This window comes from Bradyrhizobium sp. AZCC 1693 (assembly GCF_036924745.1).
Classification (GTDB): domain Bacteria; phylum Pseudomonadota; class Alphaproteobacteria; order Rhizobiales; family Xanthobacteraceae; genus Bradyrhizobium.
In genome coordinates this window covers 5,187,003-5,209,026 of the sequence record NZ_JAZHSD010000001.1, presented here as the reverse complement: position 1 = coordinate 5,209,026, position 22,024 = coordinate 5,187,003, and the positions used below count along the sequence as shown (strand labels likewise).

Annotated in this window: 16 protein-coding genes and 1 tRNA gene; 9 read left to right on the top strand and 8 right to left on the bottom strand. The window is 63.1% G+C overall.

Annotation, left to right across the window (positions count from 1 at the left end; all coding sequences use genetic code 11):
• Positions 1 to 65 precede the first annotated feature (65 nt).
• The gene (locus V1293_RS24830) at positions 66 to 1,472 is read right to left on the bottom strand and encodes an MFS transporter (protein ID WP_334513025.1); all 1,407 of its coding nucleotides are present in this window, start codon (positions 1,470 to 1,472) and stop codon (positions 66 to 68) included.
• A gap of 279 nt (positions 1,473 to 1,751) precedes the next feature.
• Between V1293_RS24830 and V1293_RS24825 the strand changes: the two genes are divergently transcribed.
• Together V1293_RS24825 and V1293_RS24820 are read left to right on the top strand one after the other, a co-directional pair.
• Positions 1,752 to 2,993 (top strand): LLM class flavin-dependent oxidoreductase, encoded by a 1,242-nt coding sequence (locus V1293_RS24825; RefSeq protein WP_334513023.1) that lies wholly within the window; start codon positions 1,752 to 1,754, stop codon positions 2,991 to 2,993.
• A gap of 357 nt (positions 2,994 to 3,350) precedes the next feature.
• Complete coding sequence (locus V1293_RS24820; protein WP_334513020.1) at positions 3,351 to 4,703, top strand: cytochrome P450; 1,353 nt, start codon at positions 3,351 to 3,353, stop codon at positions 4,701 to 4,703.
• Positions 4,704 to 4,813: 110 nt separating this feature from the next.
• Here V1293_RS24820 and V1293_RS24815 read toward each other — a convergent pair whose 3' ends face one another.
• Both V1293_RS24815 and V1293_RS24810 read right to left on the bottom strand, forming a co-directional pair.
• Positions 4,814 to 5,314, bottom strand: coding sequence for a cupin domain-containing protein (locus V1293_RS24815; RefSeq protein ID WP_334513019.1), 501 nt, complete (start codon positions 5,312 to 5,314; stop codon positions 4,814 to 4,816).
• 167 nt (positions 5,315 to 5,481) lie between these two features.
• Entirely contained in the window at positions 5,482 to 6,321 is an 840-nt protein-coding gene (locus V1293_RS24810) for an SDR family NAD(P)-dependent oxidoreductase (RefSeq protein ID WP_334513017.1), read from the bottom strand.
• A gap of 189 nt (positions 6,322 to 6,510) precedes the next feature.
• Between V1293_RS24810 and V1293_RS24805 the strand changes: the two genes are divergently transcribed.
• The 3 genes from V1293_RS24805 to V1293_RS24795 all read left to right on the top strand — a co-directional run bounded on the left by V1293_RS24805 (position 6,511) and on the right by V1293_RS24795 (position 12,756).
• Positions 6,511 to 7,473 carry a sensor histidine kinase gene (locus V1293_RS24805; protein ID WP_334513014.1) on the top strand — a complete coding sequence of 321 codons (963 nt, stop codon included), beginning with the start codon at positions 6,511 to 6,513 and terminating at the stop codon, positions 7,471 to 7,473.
• Positions 7,474 to 7,692: 219 nt separating this feature from the next.
• Positions 7,693 to 9,468, top strand: coding sequence for a putative bifunctional diguanylate cyclase/phosphodiesterase (locus tag V1293_RS24800; RefSeq protein WP_334513012.1), 1,776 nt, complete (start codon positions 7,693 to 7,695; stop codon positions 9,466 to 9,468).
• Positions 9,469 to 9,648: 180 nt separating this feature from the next.
• Positions 9,649 to 12,756, top strand: a complete 3,108-nt coding sequence (locus V1293_RS24795; RefSeq protein WP_442894278.1) for a bifunctional diguanylate cyclase/phosphodiesterase — start codon at positions 9,649 to 9,651, stop codon at positions 12,754 to 12,756.
• On the opposite strand, the gene V1293_RS24790 is transcribed toward V1293_RS24795, so the two are convergent.
• Complete coding sequence (locus V1293_RS24790; protein ID WP_334513010.1) at positions 12,672 to 14,606, bottom strand: patatin-like phospholipase family protein; 1,935 nt, start codon at positions 14,604 to 14,606, stop codon at positions 12,672 to 12,674. The genes V1293_RS24795 and V1293_RS24790 overlap by 85 nt on opposite strands.
• Positions 14,607 to 14,896: 290 nt before the next feature.
• Positions 14,897 to 15,976, bottom strand: coding sequence for an LLM class flavin-dependent oxidoreductase (locus V1293_RS24785; protein ID WP_334513008.1), 1,080 nt, complete (start codon positions 15,974 to 15,976; stop codon positions 14,897 to 14,899).
• Between the two features lie 139 nt (positions 15,977 to 16,115).
• Here V1293_RS24785 and V1293_RS24780 point away from each other — a divergent pair, with 139 nt between their 5' ends.
• Positions 16,116 to 16,523: a YccF domain-containing protein gene (locus V1293_RS24780; protein WP_334513006.1), complete on the top strand. Its 408-nt coding sequence runs from the start codon at positions 16,116 to 16,118 to the stop codon at positions 16,521 to 16,523.
• Positions 16,524 to 16,549: 26 nt separating this feature from the next.
• Here the strand turns inward: V1293_RS24780 and V1293_RS24775 are convergent, their stop codons facing one another.
• Positions 16,550 to 17,026 carry a universal stress protein gene (locus tag V1293_RS24775; protein ID WP_334513004.1) on the bottom strand — a complete coding sequence of 159 codons (477 nt, stop codon included), beginning with the start codon at positions 17,024 to 17,026 and terminating at the stop codon, positions 16,550 to 16,552.
• 168 nt (positions 17,027 to 17,194) lie between these two features.
• Between V1293_RS24775 and V1293_RS24770 the strand changes: the two genes are divergently transcribed.
• A tRNA-Arg gene (locus V1293_RS24770) sits at positions 17,195 to 17,271 on the top strand.
• Between the two features lie 864 nt (positions 17,272 to 18,135).
• Here V1293_RS24770 and V1293_RS24765 read toward each other — a convergent pair.
• Positions 18,136 to 19,395 carry an alpha/beta hydrolase family protein gene (locus tag V1293_RS24765; RefSeq protein ID WP_334513003.1) on the bottom strand — a complete coding sequence of 420 codons (1,260 nt, stop codon included), beginning with the start codon at positions 19,393 to 19,395 and terminating at the stop codon, positions 18,136 to 18,138.
• A 195-nt stretch (positions 19,396 to 19,590) separates the two neighbouring features.
• On the opposite strand from V1293_RS24765, the gene V1293_RS24760 reads away from it, so the two are divergent.
• Together V1293_RS24760 and V1293_RS24755 are read left to right on the top strand one after the other, a co-directional pair.
• Positions 19,591 to 20,175 carry a type II toxin-antitoxin system RelE/ParE family toxin gene (locus V1293_RS24760; RefSeq protein ID WP_334513001.1) on the top strand — a complete coding sequence of 195 codons (585 nt, stop codon included), beginning with the start codon at positions 19,591 to 19,593 and terminating at the stop codon, positions 20,173 to 20,175.
• 10 nt (positions 20,176 to 20,185) lie between these two features.
• Positions 20,186 to 20,497, top strand: coding sequence for a HigA family addiction module antitoxin (locus V1293_RS24755; protein WP_334512999.1), 312 nt, complete (start codon positions 20,186 to 20,188; stop codon positions 20,495 to 20,497).
• Between the two features lie 261 nt (positions 20,498 to 20,758).
• Here the strand turns inward: V1293_RS24755 and V1293_RS24750 are convergent, their stop codons facing one another.
• A complete protein-coding gene (locus V1293_RS24750) occupies positions 20,759 to 22,009 on the bottom strand; it encodes a flavin-dependent oxidoreductase (protein ID WP_334512997.1) in 1,251 nt (416 codons plus the stop codon).
• Positions 22,010 to 22,024: the final 15 nt, after the last annotated feature.

Sequence of the window (22,024 nt, the reverse complement as noted above, 5' to 3'; positions counted from 1 at the left end):
GCGAAATAAAAAGGCCGTGCACTGTCATTCCCCACAATCAAATTTTGGCAGATGACGTTAATTTGTCATCCTGTGACCTGACGCATCCATGTCAGGAATGCGGCGCAGGCGATAATCGACGGCGCAAACAGCGCGCAGGCGACGAGTAGCGCCAGCCGGCTCGACTGATTCGATTCGATCGCGAAGAATACCGCGCCGATCGCCGCGACGCCTGCGGCATTCGCAATCTGCGCCGTCGTGCCGTAGATGCCGGAAGCTGCACCGGCGCTCACAGGCTTCACGGTCGAGAGCACCGCGCTCGACAATGGCGCCATGACGAGCCCCTGGCCGTAGCCGAAGATCGTCAGCACCAGGGCAAGGGCCATTGCGGACGGCGTATCGATCCATTCGATCGCCATCACCAATGCAGCAAGGCCGACAATCTGCACCGCGCAGCCCTCGATCAGCACCAGCGTGCCGCGATATTTCGTACGCGCTCCACTACGGCGCGAAGCGATTACGAAGCTCAGCGCCAGGGGCAGGAAGACGAGGCCAGCCTGCAGCGGCGGAATATGCAGCCCCTTCTGCATGTAGATCGTCATGACCAGGTAGAACGACAGATTGGCGAAGAAGAAAAAGAACACGGCGGCAAGCCCGCGCATGAACGCCTTGTCCGTCAGCAGCGCGAGATCGATCAGCGGCATGCCGCCGCGGCGGGCGACCGCGCGCTCCAGCCGCAGGAAGGCGGCGATGATGACCGCGCCCGCCGCCATCACCAGCCAGACCATGGGCGACCAGTGCACGTCGTGGCCAAACAGCAGCGGGCCGATCAGACATAGCAGGCCGAGAAACAGCACGATGGCGCCGGGAATATCCAGCCGTGTCCCGGGGCGGCGCTGAAACGCCGGCATGATCCTGAAGGCCGCCACCATGATGAGCGCGCCGAACGGCACGTTGACGAAAAACACCGCGCGCCAGCCGAGCCCCGCCAGATCAAGCGTGACCAGGATGCCGCCGAGCACGAAGCCGGCCGCGCCGGCAAGCCCGAGCACGATGCCGTAAATGCCGAAGGCGCGGGCGCGCGAGCTATCTGCGAACAACAGGTGAATGGTGGCAAGCACCTGCGGCACCATCAGCGCCGCGGTCGCGCCCTGCGCCAGCCGCGCGGCGATCAGTTCAGGGCCGGATTGCGCCAGGGCGCACCACAGCGATGTGACGGTGAAGCCCGCGACGCCTGATATGAACACGTTTCGCGCGCCGTAGATATCGCCGAGCCGCCCGCCGGTGACCACCAGCGTGGCATAGGCGATCAGGTAGATCGCGATCACAGCCTCGATCTGCGCCGCGCTCGCGTGCAGTTCTGCCGCGATCGTCGGGATCGCGACGTTGACGATGAAGGCATCGACCCCGAACATGAATTGCGCCGCGACGACGGTCGCGAGCACCCACCAGCGGCGCGAGGTCTCGACGGGGGCTGAGACGATCTGATGCATGGGAACGGACCTCGTTCGGGATCTCCTGCATCGGATGGTTTCAGGATTTGGTCATGTCGGCGATTACTCCGGAGGTAAGCGATCTTTCCTGCCCGGCCTTGGCCGGAAGTCGGCCTGCGGCATCCATTCCGCCCCAGTGCGGAATTCCGGGCGACGGCAAGTCGGTGGACTCTGCGCGACAACCATGCGCTGGCCGCGGGGTGCAAGGATTGCCTTGCTCCGGCTCACCCCGTAGCTTGGGACCTGAGCAAAAGAACAAGAATCCGGAGAGAAAACCCCATGGCACGCCTGAAGTTCGGAGCCTTTCTCGCCCCGCATCATCCGATCGGCGAGAATCCGCTGCTGCAATTCCGCCGCGACCTCGATTTCGTCGAGCAGATCGACGCGCTCGGTTTCGACGAATTCTGGTGCGGCGAGCACCATTCCTCGGGCTGGGAAATGATCGCCTCGCCGGAAATGTTTTTGGCGGCCGCGGGCGAGCGCACCAAGCGCATCAAGCTCGGCACCGGCGTGATCTCGCTGCCCTATCACCACCCCTACAACGTAGCCCAGCGCATGGTGCAGCTCGACTGGATGACCGGCGGACGCGCCATCTTCGGCTCCGGACCGGGGGCGCTTGCCTCCGACGCGCACACGCTCGGCATCGACCCGATGACGCAGCGCGACCGTCAGGATGAAGCGATCGCGATCATCCGCCGTCTGTTCAAGGGTGAGCGCGTCACCGCCAAGAGCGACTGGTTCACCATGAACGACGCCGCGCTGCAGCTATTGCCGCTGCAGGAAGACATGCCGTTTGTGGTGGCCTCGCAGATCTCGCCATCGGGCATGACGCTTGCCGGCAAATACGGCATCGGCATCATCTCGCTCGGCTCGATGTCGACGCAGGGCCTGATGGCGCTGCCGACGCAATGGGGCTTCGCCGAAGACGCCGCGAAGAAGGCCGGCACCACGGTGAGCCGCTCCGACTGGCGCGTGCTGCTTTCCTGGCACATCGCCGAGAACCGCGAACAGGCGCAGCGCGAGGCCGGCCCGGGCCTGATGCGCTGGCACAACGAATATAACGTCCGCACGCTGCAGCGGCCGGGGCTGGAGCCGTTCACCTCGCCCGAGGATGCGATCGAGAAAACCGCGGGCGGCGAAAACGCCGCGTCCACCATCGGCACGCCGGATGATCTCGTCAAAACCATCAAGAACCTGATGCACGTCTCGGGCGGCGTCGGCACCATCATCGGCTTCGTGCACGACTGGGCCAACCCGGAAAATACCCGCCGCAGCTGGGACATGGTCGCACGCTACGTGATCCCCGAAATCAACGGCTACGTCAAGGGATTGCGCGATTCGCAGAAATTCCTGGTCGAGAACCGCGCGGTGTTCGAGCGCGCGGGCCAGGCCGTGATGGCGAAAATCATGGAGAACGAAAAGGCCGCCGCCGCCTTGCAGCACACCGGGCCCGGCCGCGTCGCGATCCCGACCATCAACGCGCCGGACCTGCAGAAGGAGGCGGCCAAGCGCAAGGCGTGATGGGTAAGCGTTAGGGCGACGAGGCCTGTCACCGTCATTGCGAGCGTCAGCGAAGCAATCCATCGCGCGGCACGCGGAGGCATGGATTGCTTCGTCGCTTACGCCCCTCGCAATGACGGGGCTTGCGGGCTTGCCCGATTATTGCGCCAAAGCGCCCTACTTCCTGTAATACTCCTGCATGATTTCCTGCGCTGCGAATGGATTGCGGCATTGTGAGCCATCGCACTTGTGGCGACGAAACAAACGGGTATTTAACTAGGTGCGTCACCGGCGCGCGCCAATATTTAAGGCCGCGACAAAGCCACCAACACGTTGGATCATATTTGCGATTTTAGAAGCTCAACCGGAGCAATTGCCATGTCGAATATCCCGGTGCCGCCGAACCCCAAGGCGTTACGGCACATTCCCGGTAACGAGGGCTGGCCGTTCATCGGCAACACGCTGGCGGTGCTGGCAGACCCCAAAGGACAGATTGAGAAGTCAGCCGCCAAATACGGTCTGATCTACCGCACCCATCTGTTCGGCGAGACCAGCGTGACGATGCTCGGGCCCGAGGCCAACGAGCTCGTGCTGTTCGACCAGGCGCGCCTGTTCTCCTCCACCCATGGCTGGGGACCGATCCTGGGCCTGTTGTTTCCGCGCGGGCTGATGCTGCTGGATTTTGAAGAGCACCGCCTGCACCGCCGCGCGCTGTCGGTCGCGTTCAAGTCGGGGCCGATGAAGTCCTACCTCGTCGATCTCGACCGCGGCATTGCCGCGCGGGTCAAGCAGTGGAAGGCGCGGCCGGGCGAGATGCTGGTGTATCCGGCGATGAAGCAGCTCACGCTCGATCTGGCGGCGACGTCGTTCCTCGGCGCCGAGATCGGGCCTGAGGTCGACGAGATCACCCGCGCATTCATCGACATGGTGGCCGCAGCCGTGGCGCCGATCCGGCGGCCGCTGCCGTTCACGCAGATGGGCCGCGGCGTTGCGGGCCGCAAGCGGATTGTTGCCTACTTCGCCGAGCAGATTCCGATCCGCCGCGCGCGGGGCGGCGGCAATGACCTGTTCTCGCAACTGTGCCAGGCGACGCACGAGGACGGCGCGCTGCTGTCAACCCAGGACATCATCGACCACATGAGTTTTCTGATGATGGCGGCGCATGACACGCTGACATCGTCGCTGACCTCCTTTGTCGGCGAGCTTGCCGCCCACCCCGAATGGCAGCAGCAGTTGCGCGAGGAAGTCAAAGGCCTCGGCATCGAGGCCAACGATCCCTCCAGCATCGACAATCTCGAAAAGATGCCGCTATCGGAAATGGCGTTCAAGGAAGCGCTGCGACTGAAGCCGCCGGTGCCGTCGATGCCGCGCCGCGCGGTGCGCGACTTTTCGTTCAGGGGGTATGACCTTCCCGCCGGCACGCTGGTCGGCGTCAACCCGCTGTTCACGCACCATATGCCGGAGATCTGGTCTGAGCCGGATAAGTTCGACCCGATGCGCTTCTCGGACGACGCGCTGCGCAACCGCCACCGCTTCGCCTGGGTGCCGTATGGCGGCGGCGCGCATATGTGCCTTGGCCTGCACTTCGCCTACATGCAGGCGAAGTGTTTTGCGCGGCATTTCCTGCAGAACCTCGAAGTGTCGCTGGAGCCCGGCTACAAAGCGGACTGGCAGATGTGGCCGATCCCGAAACCGCGGGATGGCTTGCGCGTGGTGTTGAAGGCGGTGTGAGACCTGGTGTGTAGGGTGGGCAAAGCGCAGCGTGCCCACCATTCACATACGTGGTATCGAGAGATGGTGGGCACGCTTCGCTTTGCCCACCCTACGATTTAGCGCAACATTCACTTCACCAGCGTCGTGAGTTGCGCGCCCTCGTCGGCGACGAACACCGCGATCAATTCGGCGGGCTCGGTCATGCTGGCATTGGCCGAGACCAGATGCACGGCGCCCGGAGGCTCGAAGAACGACTGACCGACCCCAAATGTCTCGACCGGACCGCCCGCCAATTGCGAGCGGATCTCGCCCTTGGTGACATAGGCGGTGACCGAACCGGCGTGCCGGTGCGCAGGCGTGAACCCGCCGGGGCCATAGAACACGCGCACGATCGTCACGCGCTTGCCCGGCACGTTCGGCAACGCGTGCGATGAGATCGGCTCGACGACGTCCTGTGTCGAGCCGGCCGGATCGCTGCTCATGCATAGCGGCTCGATGACTGCCGAGATCGCATCCACGGTCGATGGCAGCGCCTTGCCGATGACGAAGGCGCAGGCGAGGCCGGCGATGACGGCGAGGTAGAACGGACGGCCTTCTGATATCGGTGACAGGCGGAATGTTGCAGACATTTGCGTCTCTCCCAAGGGCTGCTTCTTACATCCGTCATTCCGGGATGGTGCGCTAGCACCAGACCTCAGATGCGCAATTGCGCATCGGGGAATCTCGAGATTCTCAGGTGCGCAATTGCGCACCGTAGTTCGATGCTCCGCATCGCCCCGGAATGACGAACCGCCTACTACGCGCCCTGATCGAACGCCTTCTTCAGCGCGACATAGCTCTGCTGCTGCTGGCTCCAGTTGCGGCCGCCGGTCATGGCGCCATCGACCACCAGGTCGTGGCCGTTGATGAAGGAGGATTCGTCGCTCGCCAGAAACACCGCGGCATGCGCGATATCCTCAGACAGGCCGGCGCGCGGTATGGGCTGGACCGATTTGTAGATCTCGCGCATGACTGAGGAGGTCTTTTCGGCAGCCTCCACCGGCAGGCCCAGCGCCTTGCCGATAATGCCCGTCGCGATCGCGCCGGGGGAGATCGAGTTCACGCGGATGTTGGCTTCGCCGAGCTCCATCGCGACGCATTTGGTGAGATGGATGACGGCGGCCTTCGCCGCACTATAGACCATCGACGACGAAAAGCCGGCCAGGCGGCCGGCGATGCTGCCATTGTTGATGATGCTGCCGGAGCCCTGTTTGCGCATATAGGGCGCAGCATGTTTCATGCCGAGCATGACACTGCGAACCAGCGTCGCCAGCGCCGCGTCGAAGCGCTCGACCTCGAGGCCTTCGATGCCGCCGGTCTGCGCCGGACCGCCGGCATTGTTGAACAGGCAATCGATGCGGCCGAACTTCTCCACCGAAAGGGCGATCAGCGCCTTCATCTGCTCTTCCACCGTGACGTCGGTCTGGCGGAAAATGCAGTTGGCGCCGAGCTTTTTGGCCAGCGCCTCGCCTTCCGGCGCGCGCCGCCCGGCAATCACGATCTTCGCGCCTTCGGCGACGAAGATCTCCGCGGTATGCAGTCCGATACCGCTTGTCGCGCCGGTAATAACCGCGACCTTGCCGTCCAGCCGTCCCATCGCGTTACCTCCTGTTGATCTCAGTTGGATCCAATATTCCCGGCCGCCGGGAACAACGCAAGCGGGCTTGTTCCATCGTACTCTGCCCGCCGATCCCGGCTGACCTGCCAACGTTCACGGTGAAATCCCGGGATTCCTTCAGGTTCGGCCATATTTTGGATTCGCTGATCACGTGAAGTGACAATTCCGATGAAGAAATTGATCGACGAGTTCCGGCGCGGCTGGCAGGGAATTTCCCAGCCTTCGCTGCTTTTCAGCACGGCCTTCGCAGGCGGCTGTCTCGTCCTGTCGACAATTGCCCGGTGGGGGATTGCCCAGATCCGCACTGACGTATTCTTCACGCCGTATTTCCCGGCCGTGTTTCTGGCCGCTGCCGTCGGCGGCGCCCGGATCGGGATCGCGACGGCAATCGCGGGAGGCGCGCTCGGCGCTACCGTCAATTTCAGTGGTGCCATTGCCGATTCCGCGCGGTTTGCGCTGCTGCTGATGTTCTGGGCGGTTTGCGGCTTCGCCATCTGGGGCGTCGAGCATTACCGGACGATCATGGCGCAACAGCGCGAAGATGCGAAACGCCTGATCAAGGAAGAGGAATACCGCAAGCTCCTGGTCGAGGAATTGCAGCACCGGCTCAAGAACAAGACGTCGACCATCCACGCCGTGCTGCATCAGGTGCTGCAGAACCAGCCGCAGATCTGGGGCAGCATCGATAGCCGCCTCCGCGCGCTGTCGGCGACCGACGATTTGATCGCGCGGCTGGACGGCCGCGGCTGCGACATCAAGGATATGCTGCACTCCGAACTCGGACCGTACGGCCATGTCCGGTTCAATCTGAACGGCGATCCACTGTTCCTGCCGGCCAAGCTGGCGGTCAGCCTGGCGCTGATCTTTCATGAGCTGGCCACCAATGCGGGCAAGTACGGCGCGTTTTCTTCGGCCCGCGGACTGTTGCAGGTGTCGTGGTCGGTGTCGGAGAATCGCCTCAACATCACCTGGGATGAAACGGAAGGTCCCGTGGTCGACAACGTCGGCCCGGCGGGCTTCGGCACCAAGCTGTTGCAATCGGCGCTTCGCGCGTTCGACGGCAAGACGGAGATCCGCTACCTCAAGACCGGCGTGCATTGCACGATGCAATGCCGGCTTCCCGCGAATTAGAGCACTTCCCCGCGAAGTCCCGACGCAAAATCTCCGTCGCACCGGCAAAAGCGCGTGAGGCGACATTCACCCCGCAAGCGGCCCTCTGCTTCGGCGTTGACATTCTGTTAATGACGATCACGCCCGGCGCCGCTGGAAATCACCGACTTCTACGGTTGTCCCGGTTTTTCGCAGTTCCGCTTAACCAATACTACAAGGGACTTTGCCAAGCTCCGTGGCATGCATAGTTCCAATAAGCACGACTTTCAGACGGCCGCGACGCAGGCCAGCGATGAAAGCATATTTGAATCCGAATTGAACATCCTGCGGGATGTCTTCAGGTTGCTTCCGGCCGGCGTGACGGTTCAGGACGAGCACGGCGAGTTCGTGCTGATCAACGATGCCGCGGCTGCCCTGCTGGAGGCGGCCGCCGCGGCGCCGTCAGCCTCGCAAGTGAGCGATCGCCGCGAAACCTGTCTCGAATTGCTGCGCGCCGGCCGCCCGGCCGTGCTGGAAGAAGCCATCGCCGGCGGTTCGGCCAAGCAGGTGGTTCTCACCTCGCATCGGCCGGTCCGGGTCGCCGGGCGCAATTTGCTGATCTCGAGCTCCACCGACATCAGCGAACAGAAGGCGTTCGAGGATCACCTGTTCCGCTCCGCCTATTACGACGAACTGACAGGCCTGCCGACGCGGCGCGTCATCGAGCATCGCGTCAACAGTCTCCTCAAGTACGACAACGGACAGGGCCGTTTCGCGCTGGCGTTTCTCGACGTCGACAATTTCAAGCACATCAACGACTACTACGGACACGCGGTCGGCGACGCGCTGCTGGTCGAGATGGCCAAGCGGCTGGGTCTGGACCTGCGCGATTCCGACATCCTGTCGCGGATCAGCGGCGACGAGTTCGTGCTGCTGCTCAACCCGATCCAGAGCGACGCCGAGGTCGAAGAGTACATCCACTTCATCCTGCAGCGGCTGAAGGCGCCGTTCTTCATCGACCAGTCCGAGATCTTCGCCTCGACCTCGATCGGCGTCAGCCTCTATCCCGAGCACGGGCGGAGCTATGAGGTGCTGCGCCAGAACGCCGACATCGCGATGTACCGCGTCAAGAACGGCAGCAAGGGCGCCGCGGCGTTCTTCGATGCCAGCATGGAGCGCGAAGCGCTGGCGCGGATGAAGATCGAGCAATCGCTGCGGCTCTCGATCCTGGAAAAGCGCTTTTGCTGCGCCTTCCAGCCCAAGGTCGATATCCGCACCCAGGAGGTCATGGGCGTCGAGGCGCTGGTGCGCCTGCGCGACGACGAGGGCGTGATTCAGGCCCCCAGCACCTTCATCAACCTTGCCACCGAACTGGGCCTGATCGACGAACTGACCCACCTGGTGCTGGCGGAGATCGTCAAGTCGATCGACCTGATCAACGAGACCTTCGGTCCCAACACCACGATCAGCATGAACGTCGCAGCCAAGCAGGCCGGCAATCCCGAATTCATGCGGCCGTTCGCAGAGGCGCTCGAGGCCACCGGATTTCCAACGCGCTTCATGATCGAGGTGACGGAAGACGCCTTCGTCACCAAGACGCATTTTCAGGACGAGATCCTGCCGATCTTCCGCAACCTCGGCGTCAAGATCTCGATCGACGATTTCGGCATCGGCTATTCGTCGCTGTCGGCGCTGGCCGACATTACCGCCGACGAAATCAAGATCGACCGCTCCTTCATCACCGACATCCATAAGCGTCCGCGCAGCCAGGGCATCTTGCGGGCGATCGAATCCTTAAGCGAAGCGCTCGGCATGACCGTGATCGCCGAAGGGCTCGAAAGCTTCGAGGAACTGGCCTATCTGCAGGCCGCGACCAAGATCCGCTACGCCCAGGGCTTTTACTTCTCGAGGCCGACTTTCCTGGAAGACCTCAAGCTGGCAACCCCGCGCGCCAGCGAGGCGCGCGCCGGCCTCGCGAGCCGGCCGGCACAGGAAAACCGCCCCACCTATTCGCGCGCCGGCGGCTATCGCCGCTGAAGGATCGGAAGCTTGCCGCGAACAGGCGCTTCATCTCCACCGACCGGCAGATGCGGTGGAATACCGCTTCTGCCCGCGATCGCGCCCCCGAAAGGACATCCGATTAAGCCTTAGGTAACCGGATTTCCTAACGGCTTATGGCATCCGCCCATCGTATGCATGTTCCCGGGAGAAGGGAGAATGCCCGGTCTGTTTCACCACCTGCACGGCATGAAGGCCCGAACCGCAGCCACCGGGTGGCACCTTGCCGCGACCATCCGGGGTCCGGTGTTGTGGCTGACCCTTTGCGGCAGTCTGCTGGTCGCGGCGATTTTCGTCGGCACCATCACGATGACCAGTGAATTCCGCGAGCGCGCGCTCTTCAACAGCGAACGCGAGCTGGAGAACACCGTGCTCCTGCTCGCCCGTCACTTCGACCAGCAGTTCGAGGATTCCGACACGCTCGCCGACGACGTGATCTCCCGGCTGCAAATCTCCGGCATCGCCTCGGAGAAGGAATTTCGGAAACATGCCGCGAGCTCCGAAGCACGCGAGATCCTGAGATCCAAGGCGGGCGTCCTGTCCTATCTCGGCGACATCTCCATCTTCGATTCCAATGGCGACATGATCAACTGGTCGCGGCCGCTGCCGGCGCCGAGGCTCAACATTGCCGAGCGGGCCTACTTCAAGAGCTTCAAATTCGATTCGCGATCACCATCCGTTCAGACCGAGTCGGTTCGCAGCTATCTTACCGGCGATCTGAATTCCGTCATCGCCCATCGATTGCGAGGCGAAGACGGCGTCTTTCTCGGCGTGATGACGCGGCGCATCAACCCGGTCAACTACGAAAAATTCTTCGCCTCCGTCGCCCTCGGAACCGGCGCCGCCATCTCGATGTTTCATGCCGATGGCACCCTGCTGGCCCGCTATCCGCGGGTCGACGAACTGATCGGCCAGAATTTCGCGAAAGCGCCGCTGCTGCAGCGGGTCCGGGAGCGGGGCACCCGGCAGACGCTGCGCGTACAAAGCCCGATCGACCAGACGGAAAGGCTGGGATCTGCAGCCCCGCTCGGTCACTACTCCGGTATCGTGGTCGCGACCAACACAGTTACCGCCGCGCTGGCCGATTGGCACGAACAAACCAGGTTCCTGGTTATCGCGGCAACGCTGGCGGCGGCGGTGATTGCCCTGATCCTGTTCCTGATCATCCGGCAGATCACCCGGCAGAGCCGCGACGCGCAGCGGCGGCTGGAAGCTGAGCGGGGTCGACTCGATACGGCCCTGAACAACATGATCCAGGGCCTGGCGACGTTCGACGCCTCGGCACGCCTCGTCACCTTCAACCAGCGCTACATCGACATGCACAATCTGTCGGCCGACGTGGTGAAGCCGGGCTGTCATTTGCGCGACCTGATGCAGCATCGCAAGGACTGCGGCTCGTTCGATGGCGACGTCGACGAGTTCTGTAACTCGGTGGTGCGGAACATCGGTCGCGAGAAGGCGAGCCACAGCATCATCCAATGTGCCGACGGGCGCACGCTCTTGACCGTGAGAAAGCCGCTGGCGGATGGCGGCTGGGTCGCCACCATGGAAGACATCACCGAGCGGCGCAATCTCGAACAGGAGCGCGACCGCAACTACGCCTTCCTGAGCCAGATCATCGATCACATCCCCTCTCAGATCACCGTGAAGGACGTGCACGACGGGCGCTATCTGCTGGTCAACCGCGTGGCGGAAGCCCAGTTCGGCATTTCGCGCGACCTGATCATCGGCAAGACAACCTCCGACATCTTTCCAGAAGCGGCCGCCGACATCATCGCGGCCGACGAGGAGAAAACGCTGCAATCTCCCGACGGCCTGTTCAAGGACGAGCACATCTGGGAAACCCAGGGGATGGGCCCGCGCTACCTCACCTCCAGGCGGCTCGGCATCCGCAATGCGGCGGGTCAGGCGCGCTACATCATCAACGTCGTCGACGACGTTACCGAGCGCCGGCTTGCCAACGAGAAGATCGCGCATCTGGCGCATTACGACGCGCTGACCGACCTTCCGAACCGGGTGCTGTTCCGCGAGCAGATCGAGCGCGAGCTTCGCAAGGCCGTACGCGGCCAGCAATTCGCGCTGCTCTATATCGACATCGACGAATTCAAGGGCATCAACGACTCGCTCGGACACCATGTCGGCGATGAACTTTTGAAAGCGGTCGCAACCAGCCTCAAGGATTGCATCAAGCCGGGCGATCTCATCGCCCGCCTCGGCGGCGACGAATTTGCGGTGATTCAGACTTCAATCAGCGGCCGCGCCGACGTCGAGGAATTCGTGACCCGCATTTACGAGGCGATACGCCAGCCTTATCAATGCCTCGGACATCATCTTTCGACCGACGCCAGCATCGGCATCGCGCTCGCGCCGGAGGACGGCACCGAACTCGACCAGTTGATCAAGCACGCCGACCTCGCGATGTACGCCGCCAAGGCCGAGGGACGCCGCGTCCATCGCTTCTTCGAGCCTGCCATGGATGCCCGCGCCAAGGCGCGGCTCACCATGGAGCAGGATCTGCGGCAGGCGCTGGCCGACGGCGCCTTCGAAATCCACTATCAGCCGTTGCTCGATCTCGCGAGCGGCGAGGTGACGGGCTGCGAGGCGCTGTTGCGCTGGCGTCATCCCGAACGCGGCATGATCTCGCCGGCGGAATTCATTCCGGTCGCCGAGGACACCGGCCTGATCAACGAACTCGGCGACTGGGTCATGCAGACCGCCTGCACCGAGGCGGCCGGCTGGCCGCCGCGGGTCAGGCTCGCCGTCAACGTTTCTCCGGTCCAGTTGAAGTCGCCGACGCTGGCGCTGCGGATCACGGGCGCGCTTGCCGCCTCCGGCCTGCCGCCCGACCGGCTCGAGATCGAAATCACCGAGGCGGTGCTGATCCATGACGACGAAAGCGCGCTTGAAATCCTGCATCAGCTTCGTGGCATCGGCGTGCGCATCGCGCTCGACGATTTCGGCACCGGTTTCTCCTCGTTGAGCTACCTGAAGCGGTTCCCGTTCGACAAGATCAAGATCGACCGCTGCTTCGTCAGCGACATCGAGGTCGACGGCTCGGCCGCGATCGTGCAGGCGGTGGTGAACATCGCCGCAGCCCGCAACATGACCACGACAGCCGAAGGCGTCGAGACCGAGCAGCAGCGCGAGATGCTGCGCCAGCTTGGCTGCACCCAGATGCAGGGCTATCTGTTCAGCGCGCCGAAGCCGGCGGCCGAGGCGAGGCGATTGCTGGGCGCGCGATTGGAAGCTGCGACGGCCGTCGCCTGACGCCGTTCCAGCGCACCGGTGTCGAGTATGGCGGCAATCGCCGAACTGTCTCCCGCCTCCAGCGCCGCGATGGCTTCTTTGGCCCAGCGGTAGGAAGCTTCAAATATCTCCGTGTGGCGATCGAAATCCGTCACGTCGATCCCGATCGGAAACGGCGGCCGCATCACCGTATCGAACGGCCCGACCGGCAATGTATCGTAGCGCTGATGCGCCACGAGACTTCGCCACAGCACGTTCACCGCGCTCGGCGCCGCCGGAAGCAGTTTTTTGCGGAACGGCGTCAGCATGGCGGCGATCAGTTCGAGCCGTCCGGGGAGCGCCGCATAGTCGACGTCGAACATTTCCGCCGCCGGCTCGCCGAAGTGCACGACGAGATTGGGGCCGCTCTTGAGCTGGTGCATCGACGCCAGCGGGACATTGTCGATCAGACACCCGTCGACCAGCATCGCGCCCTCCCGCGTGTAGAACGGCGGCAACAGGCCGGGGATCGCGCTCGACGCGCGTACCGCCTGCCAGAGCGGCCCCGTGCGGATCAGTTCGAGATTGTGGGTCGAAAGGTTAGTGGCGACGGCGGCAAACGGCCGCCAGCAATCCTCGATCCGGCAGTCGGGGCCGTACTGATGGGCAAGCGCGCGATCGAACGCCTTGTGATCCAGCAGCGCATAGCGCGGCCAGGTCGGCCGCCGAAAGCTTCTGCTCCTGACGAAGATTTCGTGCGTGCCGCGCTCGAGATGCTCGGCTTCGAGATTTTTGGCAAAGCCGGCCACCATGGCGGAGCCGACGCTGGTGCCGACAAAAATATCGAACATCACGCCGCGTTCGCGAAACGCCTTGTAGATTCCGACATGCGCGGTCCCAAAACTGCCGCCGCCAGCGGCGACGAAACCGATCGCCCGGCCGCACAGAAAGCGGACAAGGCTGTCGATATCGATCTGGTCTTCGAGGGCGACATGGTGGTTCATGAAGGCCGGCAGCCGGGCCAGCCAGGCCGCGGTGCCACTGACCTCGCCGCTTCGCCGGTCATGAACGCGGACGAGGCGTCTGGCCGATACGGCATGAACCTCGCAGGCGAAGGCCTCGATGTCAGTCAATGCGGCTGCGGGCGCCTCCCCGCGGCACGCGAACACCACCATGTCGGCCTGACGGATGGCCTTGCGGGCCCATGGCGAGGCATCGCGGCCGCCGAGATAGACCACCAGCGGCGCGGTGTGTTCGAGCCTGTTGAGCCATTCGGTGACTTCGTGCGCATCGAGCGCGCGCCCGGGAAACATCGCCTGGAGGCGGGCGGCGTCGATAATCTCGGCATGGGTCGCGGCGAGCCCCTCGCGCATCCGGCGATCGAAAGCGCCCGGCAACGGCTCCACGCCGCCGTCGATCAGCGCCACCGTTCGCGCCTTCGGCGAGGTAGGGAACGGCGCGATGCGCGCGGTCTCCTTGGCGAACCGCCGCGCCAGCGCAGCCAGCAGCGCCTCGACGATGGCGGGAGCTTCCTCGACCAGCTTCTGGTAGGCCGGGCGCGTCAATGCCAGCACGCTGGTGTCGCGGATGGCGATCACATCGGCCGTGCGCGGAACATTGGCGAAGAAGCCGATCTCGCCCACCAGTTCGCCCGCCCGAAGCTCGGCGATCGGCTCGCTATAGCCGGTCTTGCGCACCGCGAGCGCACCATGCAGCACCAGGAAAAGCGAGTCCGATGGCCCGCCTTGCGCGACCAGCATCTGCCCGCGCACCAGATCCTGGCGGACCATGGCGTTGAGTGTCTTCAGCCGCTGTTCGGAACTGAGCGTTCGAAACAGCGCGAAGTCCTCCAAGGCGGAGCTCCACGCCAGTACCGAGCTCGATCCACTCATTTAGCGGTACCTAGAGCGCCATGACGTTTCTTCGAATCGTCACGCCACTCTACCTCTTTGGTTTGAGCATGATCTCCGTGCAAACGCGTTCCGCGTTTGTCGCGAGGAAAACCGGCATCCACTTTTCCGGATCATGCTCTGGTTGAATTCGCGAGGCCCAACCTTAGCGCCGGGCCCACACCACCGCGAGCGATATCAACGCCGTGCGCCAGCGCACCGCAGCAATCCGCCGGGCGTTAAACAACTACGGCGGATGCACTGCAGCATGCTCCGCCGGGTCCGTCCCTGCGTTACGCCGCCCACCGGCCGCGATTGTTCCCGGCGAGAATCGGCCGGATCAGCCGGCCGAAGCGCTCGGCCTCCTCGTCATGCAGATAGCCGGACAGGCAGAAGGAATGGCAGCCGGCGTCGATGAATTGCTGCAGCGTGTCGGCGCACTGGACGGGATTGCCTACCACGGCGATGCCGGCGCCCGGACGGACCTTGGTGATGCCGGTCCATAGATGCGGCAGCAAAAGGTCGCCATGCTCGCGGGCAAGCTGCTGCACGCGCAGGTTTGCTTCCGACTTGTTGTAAAGTGTCTGGATTTCCTGCTTCTGCCGCTCGGTGGCGTGGCGCACCAGTTGATCGGCGGCCTCCCAGGCGTCCGCCTCGTTCTCGCGGCAGATTACCTGCAGCCGCATGCCGAAGCCGATGTCGTTTTCGCGGCCATGCGCACGCGCCATCTCCCTGATCTCGGCGATGTTCGAGGCGATCTTTTCCGGCAGGTCGCCCCAGAACAGATGCACGTCGGAATGCTTGGCCGACAATTCCCAGGCCTGGCGCGAGCCGCCGCCGAGATAGAATTTTGGAAACGGCTGCTGGTGCGGGCGCGGCCGGATATGCGCGCCCGAAAGTTTGTGAAACTTTCCTTCGAAGTTTAGCGGTCCGCGCGTCGTCCACAGCGCCTTCAGGATCGAGACTTCCTCCTCCATCAGCGCGTAACGCTCTTCCTTGGGGTAGCGCACGCCCTCGCCTTCGACCTCGCTCTCGTTCTGGCCGGCGATCAGGTTGATGCAGATGCGCCCGCCCGACATCTGGTCGAAGGTCGAGATCATCTTCGCCAGCAGCACCGGGTTGATATAGCCGGGCCGCGCCGCAATCAGCGGCTTGATGGACGACGAACGCGCCGCCATGAACGCCCCCGTGATCCATGCTTCCCAGCACACCGAGCCGACCGGAATCAGGAGATATTCAAAACCGGCCGCTTCCGCCGCCTGCACCACGCGGTCGCACAGTTCGGGCGAGCCCGGAATCTGCGCGTCCATCAGGCCGTAGGCGGTGGTGTCGCCATGCGTAGGCAGGTACCAGCCGAATTCGAGCGGACGCATGGACGTTTCTCCCTGTCGACACTTGTTGCCGGGTCGTTCGGCCCGGAGTTTAGCGCCAGATGAGCCCGGAGCAATCGGGTTCCCGCGGCTGGGCGGTTTTCGATTTCAATCGCGCACACGGCAAGATAGAATTTCAGTCATGTCACCGGTCTCGCTGCTGCTCAATATCATCTGGATCGTTCTCGGCGGCGCATGGATGGCGCTCGGCTGGCTGGTCGCCGCCGTCGTCATGGCGATCACGATCATCGGGATTCCCTGGGCGCGGGCGGCGTTCAACATCGCGGCCTACACCCTGTTCCCGTTCGGCTTCACGGCGATCTCCCGCGACGCCTATACGGGCCAGGAGGATATCGGCACCGGGCCGCTCGGGGTGATCGGCAACATCATCTGGCTGGTGCTGGCGGGATGGTGGCTGGCGCTCGGGCATGTCGTCACCGCCGTGGTGCTGGCGGTGACCATCATCGGGATTCCCTTTGCCTGGGCACACCTGAAGCTTGCCGGAATCGCGCTATGGCCGATCGGCAAGGTCATCGTTCCCACGGCTTAAGTTCAGGCCAGCCAAGGTAAGCCTTCTTATCCCGAGGCCGCCGTTTCCGCCGGCTTCAGCCGCTCGAACTCGGCATCGCTGATCTCGGTCTGGGCCACCAGCACGCTGCAGCGCAGCCGCTTGACCAGATAGCTGCCGATCGAGCCGAACCACCGCGCCAGCGGCCCCTGCGGGTGGTGGCCGACGACGACGAGATGCGCGCCGATTTCTTCGGCAACCTCGGCAATTTTCTGCCCGGCATCGCCGACCTCGAGCCGCGCGATCGGCGAAAATCCCAGCGCCTTCAGCCGCTCGGTGCCTTCGTTCAGGATGGCCTTGTAATCCTCGGTCTGCAGTTCGATCGGGATCGTAAGCCCGGCCTCGGGCGTCATGATCGAGGAAACCTCGACAACGGCGAGCAGAAAGACCTCGGAACGGCAGAGTTGTGCGAGCTTTGCGCCCTCCCGCAACGCGCGCCGCCCCTCGACCGAACCGTCATAGGCGAGAAGAACCTTCTTATACATCGGACGTCCCCATCCATGGTTCAACGCAGCAAGACTAGCACCAATTGAAGGGAACGGATCGGAATTTTGCATGGGAAACACGGCCCCGCTCCATGCCACCTTCGTCTCCCCAGCCCCTGCAAGGGCCGTTGCCCCTGCCCGGCCAATCGGCTAAAGGGAGCGGCAGACGCACCCGTAGCTCAGCTGGATAGAGCGTTGCCCTCCGAAGGCAAAGGTCACACGTTCGAATCGTGTCGGGTGCGCCATTTCGGTACAGCGAAGGCCTGTGTGCGGCGTCAGGCAGGATATCCCTCACACCGCGTCGCGCGTGCTCCCAACCAAAAATATCGAAAACAACCCCATGCAAGGTAGCGGGCGATCGTCGACATGGACGCTTTGCGCGAATACTTGACACGTCGGGCAATTCAGCGGCACTCCTTCATCATCGCACAATCCGTTAAAGCCCCGAGGGCCCGCAATAGCGCGCTGTCCGGTGTGATTTTGGACGAAGAGCCCTACCCGCATCGAACTTGCCTTAGCCCGCCGCAACGAGTGATCGTCTGCGCGTTGCCGAGCCACCGCGTCGCTGCGATCTTGGCACTGTGGCAAGCCTGGCCGATCCACTGAACGGCCGAAGTCCACGCCACGTCACGCTGCCGTGCTACAGCAAGCCATGATCGCATGGCGGCAAAGAGCCGGGCCGGCGGGGCGCAGTCAAGGCCGCCAGCCGGCGGAGCCGGTCGCGCACAGCGCGAGCCTTGACGGTGCATCGTTGGTCCGGCAGCGGCCTCGCATGCGATCATGCCCGGACATCATGCCGAGCACGCGCGGCAAACCGCTACGCTGCGATGGGTGGCGCTCGGGATATTGATTCGGAACACCTTTTTCGTTGAAGCGGCACTGGGGCGTTTTGCACGGTGCCGTTACCATGCCATCCAAAACAATGTGCAGACAAACACTTACGACCCTCGACGGCACGGAGCGACACCGTCGCTTTTATCTTGCCGTCGAGATCGGCAGCCCACCGACCTCTCATTCGTGCGCGCCGACCCTCCCAAGGCTCCGACAACCTTCGACAATAAGCGTCATTGCGCAGGACGCTTTGTAAGTGCATCACGCTTCGAAGTGGGTCAGTGGGGTTGTCGATTGAGTGAGGCCAGGAATTTGTCGGCGATCGGTCGCCACCGATCAGCAAAAAGCCTCAGCAAGTGGCCGTCGCCCGGAACGCCGTGGATAAGCTCGAAGCGCGCGCTGCCGCCGGCAGCGACGAATGCTTGATAGTATTCGCGGGTCAGGGCTTCGTCGTAGAGACGATCGTTGTCTGCATACAACCAGAGTTGCGCGACCTTGTCAGCCGCGCCGCGGCCAGCATTCGCATAGTACGGCGTGGTAACCGGTCCGTAGGGGTACCAGCCGCCGGAGAAATTCACCACGCCCATCACTTCGCCGGGCTTGAGGCCGGCATAGTGCATGGCGAGAAACCCGCCGCGTGACTGGCCAGCGAGTAGAACGGGCCCCGGCCACACACCAGGCAGTTTGCGGCCATAGGCAATCGCCGATTCGAGGTCTTCGACCGCTTGTGCGACGCCTGCCGAAACATCAATGAGGCTGCCGTCGTGACCACGCCCAAAGTCTTCCTCGCCATTGATTCCCTCGGACCTGCCGCGTCCACGACGCATCAGCGCCATTACAGCAAAACCGTTGTCGCGAAGCCAATGCGCCTCGGTCGAGAACGACCAGGTTCTCAGTTGATTCCGGCCGACGTCGGATCCGTGGGTATAGATCGCGAGCGGCGCCGGCCCAGGGCCGACAGGCGGATAGAATGTCGCTTCGAGCTTGATCGGCCGTGCGCCATCGGGAGTCCGAACCGCAAGGTGCGGAATCGATACGCGCTCGCCGGGCCACGGCCACTCGATCGGTCGATCACCCGCCGCAAGGCGTATCGTATCGGTGCGGACCAACGTTCCGGAGGTGACGCCGCCGTTTTTGAGGGTCGCGGTCATGTACAACCGGTCCGGACCATCGAAGGCGTATCGGAAGGTGCGAAATCCCGTCATGGTAAGCGCGCCGTCTGCGATCGTTGCTTTGTCCCGCCACCATTCTCGATTCATGCCGTAAAACGCCGAGTCTGATTGTGCGAAAACCACGTTCGCATGCCCGTTGGGCGTGACGCGCTCGACTACGAGAATATGTCTGTCGTCATGCCAGGTTCCGATCCAAGCGCCCTGAAAGCGAGCAATCTCGGGCGGCACCTCAGGCGCCGGCATCTCCATATCGAACTTGTCCGGCAGCGGGACTATGGACTCCGGATCGACAGTTAGCGGCTGGGCCTGAGCGTTTTGCATGAAAATCGAGAATAGCGTCGAAAATACAATCAAGAGTCTGCGCATGTTCTATTCGAAGCCCAGTAAGATCCCGCCACGCGACGGCGCCGTGGACCTCGGGTGCACCGAGGTCCACACTAGGCGGAACCGACCCCGTCCGCCAGTGCGCGATGCCGCGATCTCCGGCGTTTCCGTTGCCACTTTGCGTTGTTCAGGTTGCCCTGGCGCGCCGCCGACCGCCCGGGCCAGAGGAGCGAACCTGTGTTCTTCGAGGTCTCTGCGAGCGTGGCAGCGCTCGCGGCCACTCGGGCGAACGGCGTGCGGTGCCCGCGTAGAGCGGAATGCCACATCATAGCGCTATGGCGAACGAAGAGTGCCCATCTTCATCGGCCGTGGCGCGCCACTCTGGAATACGATATCGCCGTCGAACACCGCCGATTTTGCACCCTTGCGGAGCCCGAGAGAATAGCGCTCCATGTGCAAATTGAGGTTCACGAAGCTGATGTCGGGGCTGATTGTCGTAAGGCAGCGCTTGACATTTGTAAGGTGTTGCCTTACATTATTGGCGTGATCCGGTCGTTCAGAGACAAGGCCCTGGAACGCTTCTTCGCGACCGGAGACGAGCGCCGGCTCAGCGTACAGAATACGAGGCGTATCGCCAACATTCTGCGCGCGCTCGACGATGCATCGCGGCCTGAGGACATGAACCTGCCTGGCTTCCGTTTTCACGCACTCGTCGGCCGCGACAGAGGCCGTTATGCGGTCAACGCGAGCGGAAACTGGCGAATCACATTCGGCTGGTTGGAAGGTGATGCAATCGACGTCGATCTGGAAGATTATCATTGAGGAAGGTTCGATGACCAAGAAACTCCCGAAGCGCGGCTTGCCGCCCATGCACCCCGGCGAACTTCTGCGCGAAGAGATTCTGCCGGCGCTGGATCGGCCCAAGACGGAGATCGCCAAGCTGCTCGGCGTGTCGCGTCAGACGCTCTATGACATCCTTGAGGAAAAGCAGCCAGTAACACCAACAATGGCGTTGCGGCTCGGGAAGCTGTGCGGAAACGGTCCGGACCTGTGGCTCAATCTGCAGAAGCGCTACGATCTGCGGCAGGCCGAGCAGGAGCTTGGAGAGAAGATCAATGCTATTCCCACGTTGGAAGTGGCATGAAAGCCTCCGTCAGGCACTTTCGATGCAGTGCTTCCGAGAGGAAACGGGCACGTTGGAACGGTTTACCGCAAATTGGGATGCCGCTTCATAGCGCCACGGCGAACGAACAGTGCCCATCTTCATCGGTCGCGGTGCGCCATTTCCTCGCCGAGCGGAGGCCGAGGCATGGCTCGCGCAGTTCGGAAATCCGGAATGAAGCGAATTCCTCTTTCCGAGGTGGACCGCGCGATTTCATGTCGGCCCGCCGGGAAGTTTGGACAGCTAACGGTTGACATGCGTTTGGTCGAAGCCTGCCGTCCTTGCATAACCCTTGACGATTGCCTCCAGTTCCGCGCGTGGCGCGACATCCTCGATGTTCACGAATCCGTTCGGAGCACGCCCTTCAATCACATCAATCACTCGCTCTGGCCCACCGGACCGGTTGGCTTGCACGACCTTGGCAGTCGCCGGCAGGCGGGCCGTCTCGTATGCCTTGAGCGCGGTCACAACGTCGTCTGCTTCGGCGAGCAGCGACGCGAGCGCGCGCGCGTCGAGGATAGCCTGACTCGCGCCGTTGGAGCCGTTCGGATGCATGGGATGTGCGGCATCACCCAACAGGGTCACCCTGCCGAACGACCAGTGCGGGATGGGATCTCGATCGCACATGGGATACTCGTAGAATTCCTCCGTAGAGCGTATCACCTCGGCAGGATCGATTGCCGAGAAGCGGAATATCCGCTCGACGTGCGGCAAAACCTCGTCGCGCCGGCCAGGCCGGTTCCAATCCTCCCGTCGGGGCGGCGGCTCGGTGCCATCGCCAACCCTGGCATCGACAATCCAGTTGAGGAGGTTGGCGCCGCGGATGGTCGTCTCGCTCGAGATTGGATAGAGCACGAGCCTGGACCCCAATCCGCCGGCAACGATCATCGAACGGCCCGTTAGAAAAGGCGTGTACTCGACGGCTCCGCGCCACATCATCACCCCGTTCCAGACAGGTGGCCCTTCGTCCGGATAGCACGCGCGACGCACGGCCGAGTTGATGCCGTCAGCAGCAATCAGAGCGTCGCCTCGGGCCGTTACTGTTTCAGCCGAACTGTCGTCACGTCGGAGAAATGTCGCTGTGACGCCACGGTTGTCCTGTGCGAAATCCTGCAGCTGATGCGCCGCATGGATTCTGTCGTCGCCGATCCGCACCCGTGCGGCGTCGTAGAGAATCCTCTGCAGCCTGCCACGGTGAATGGAGAACTGCGGGTAGTTGTAGCCGGCCTCAATACCGCGCGGTTCGCGCCAAATCTCCTGACCGAATCTGTTGGCATAGATCAGTTCAAGGGTACGATTTCCGACGCGATCGAGTGCGTCAAGGAGGCCGAGCTCCGCGAGCTCCCTGACCGCATGCGGCAGAATATTGATGCCGACACCCAGCTCACGAATGCTGCGAGACCGCTCGAATAGCCCGCACTCGATGCCGACCGCATCCAGGCTCAGCGCCATCGTGAGCCCGCCGATACCCGCGCCATTGATCAACACCTTCATGGTTGGCCTCTCCGG

What these genes read in the sequence shown, in the direction of transcription:
- V1293_RS24750 (WP_334512997.1), bottom strand. Translation starts at nt 22,009, where the DNA reads ATGAAGGTGTTGATCAATGGCGCGGGTATCGGCGGGCTCACGATGGCG.
- V1293_RS24805 (WP_334513014.1), top strand. Translation starts at nt 6,511, where the DNA reads ATGAAGAAATTGATCGACGAGTTCCGGCGCGGCTGGCAGGGAATTTCC.
- V1293_RS24830 (WP_334513025.1), bottom strand. Translation starts at nt 1,472, where the DNA reads ATGCATCAGATCGTCTCAGCCCCCGTCGAGACCTCGCGCCGCTGGTGG.
- V1293_RS24820 (WP_334513020.1), top strand. Translation starts at nt 3,351, where the DNA reads ATGTCGAATATCCCGGTGCCGCCGAACCCCAAGGCGTTACGGCACATT.
- V1293_RS24795 (WP_442894278.1), top strand. Translation starts at nt 9,649, where the DNA reads ATGCCCGGTCTGTTTCACCACCTGCACGGCATGAAGGCCCGAACCGCA.
- V1293_RS24775 (WP_334513004.1), bottom strand. Translation starts at nt 17,026, where the DNA reads ATGTATAAGAAGGTTCTTCTCGCCTATGACGGTTCGGTCGAGGGGCGG.
- V1293_RS24825 (WP_334513023.1), top strand. Translation starts at nt 1,752, where the DNA reads ATGGCACGCCTGAAGTTCGGAGCCTTTCTCGCCCCGCATCATCCGATC.
- V1293_RS24810 (WP_334513017.1), bottom strand. Translation starts at nt 6,321, where the DNA reads ATGGGACGGCTGGACGGCAAGGTCGCGGTTATTACCGGCGCGACAAGC.
- V1293_RS24755 (WP_334512999.1), top strand. Translation starts at nt 20,186, where the DNA reads ATGACCAAGAAACTCCCGAAGCGCGGCTTGCCGCCCATGCACCCCGGC.
- V1293_RS24780 (WP_334513006.1), top strand. Translation starts at nt 16,116, where the DNA reads ATGTCACCGGTCTCGCTGCTGCTCAATATCATCTGGATCGTTCTCGGC.
- V1293_RS24815 (WP_334513019.1), bottom strand. Translation starts at nt 5,314, where the DNA reads ATGTCTGCAACATTCCGCCTGTCACCGATATCAGAAGGCCGTCCGTTC.
- V1293_RS24790 (WP_334513010.1), bottom strand. Translation starts at nt 14,606, where the DNA reads ATGAGTGGATCGAGCTCGGTACTGGCGTGGAGCTCCGCCTTGGAGGAC.
- V1293_RS24765 (WP_334513003.1), bottom strand. Translation starts at nt 19,395, where the DNA reads ATGCGCAGACTCTTGATTGTATTTTCGACGCTATTCTCGATTTTCATG.
- V1293_RS24785 (WP_334513008.1), bottom strand. Translation starts at nt 15,976, where the DNA reads ATGCGTCCGCTCGAATTCGGCTGGTACCTGCCTACGCATGGCGACACC.
- V1293_RS24800 (WP_334513012.1), top strand. Translation starts at nt 7,693, where the DNA reads ATGCATAGTTCCAATAAGCACGACTTTCAGACGGCCGCGACGCAGGCC.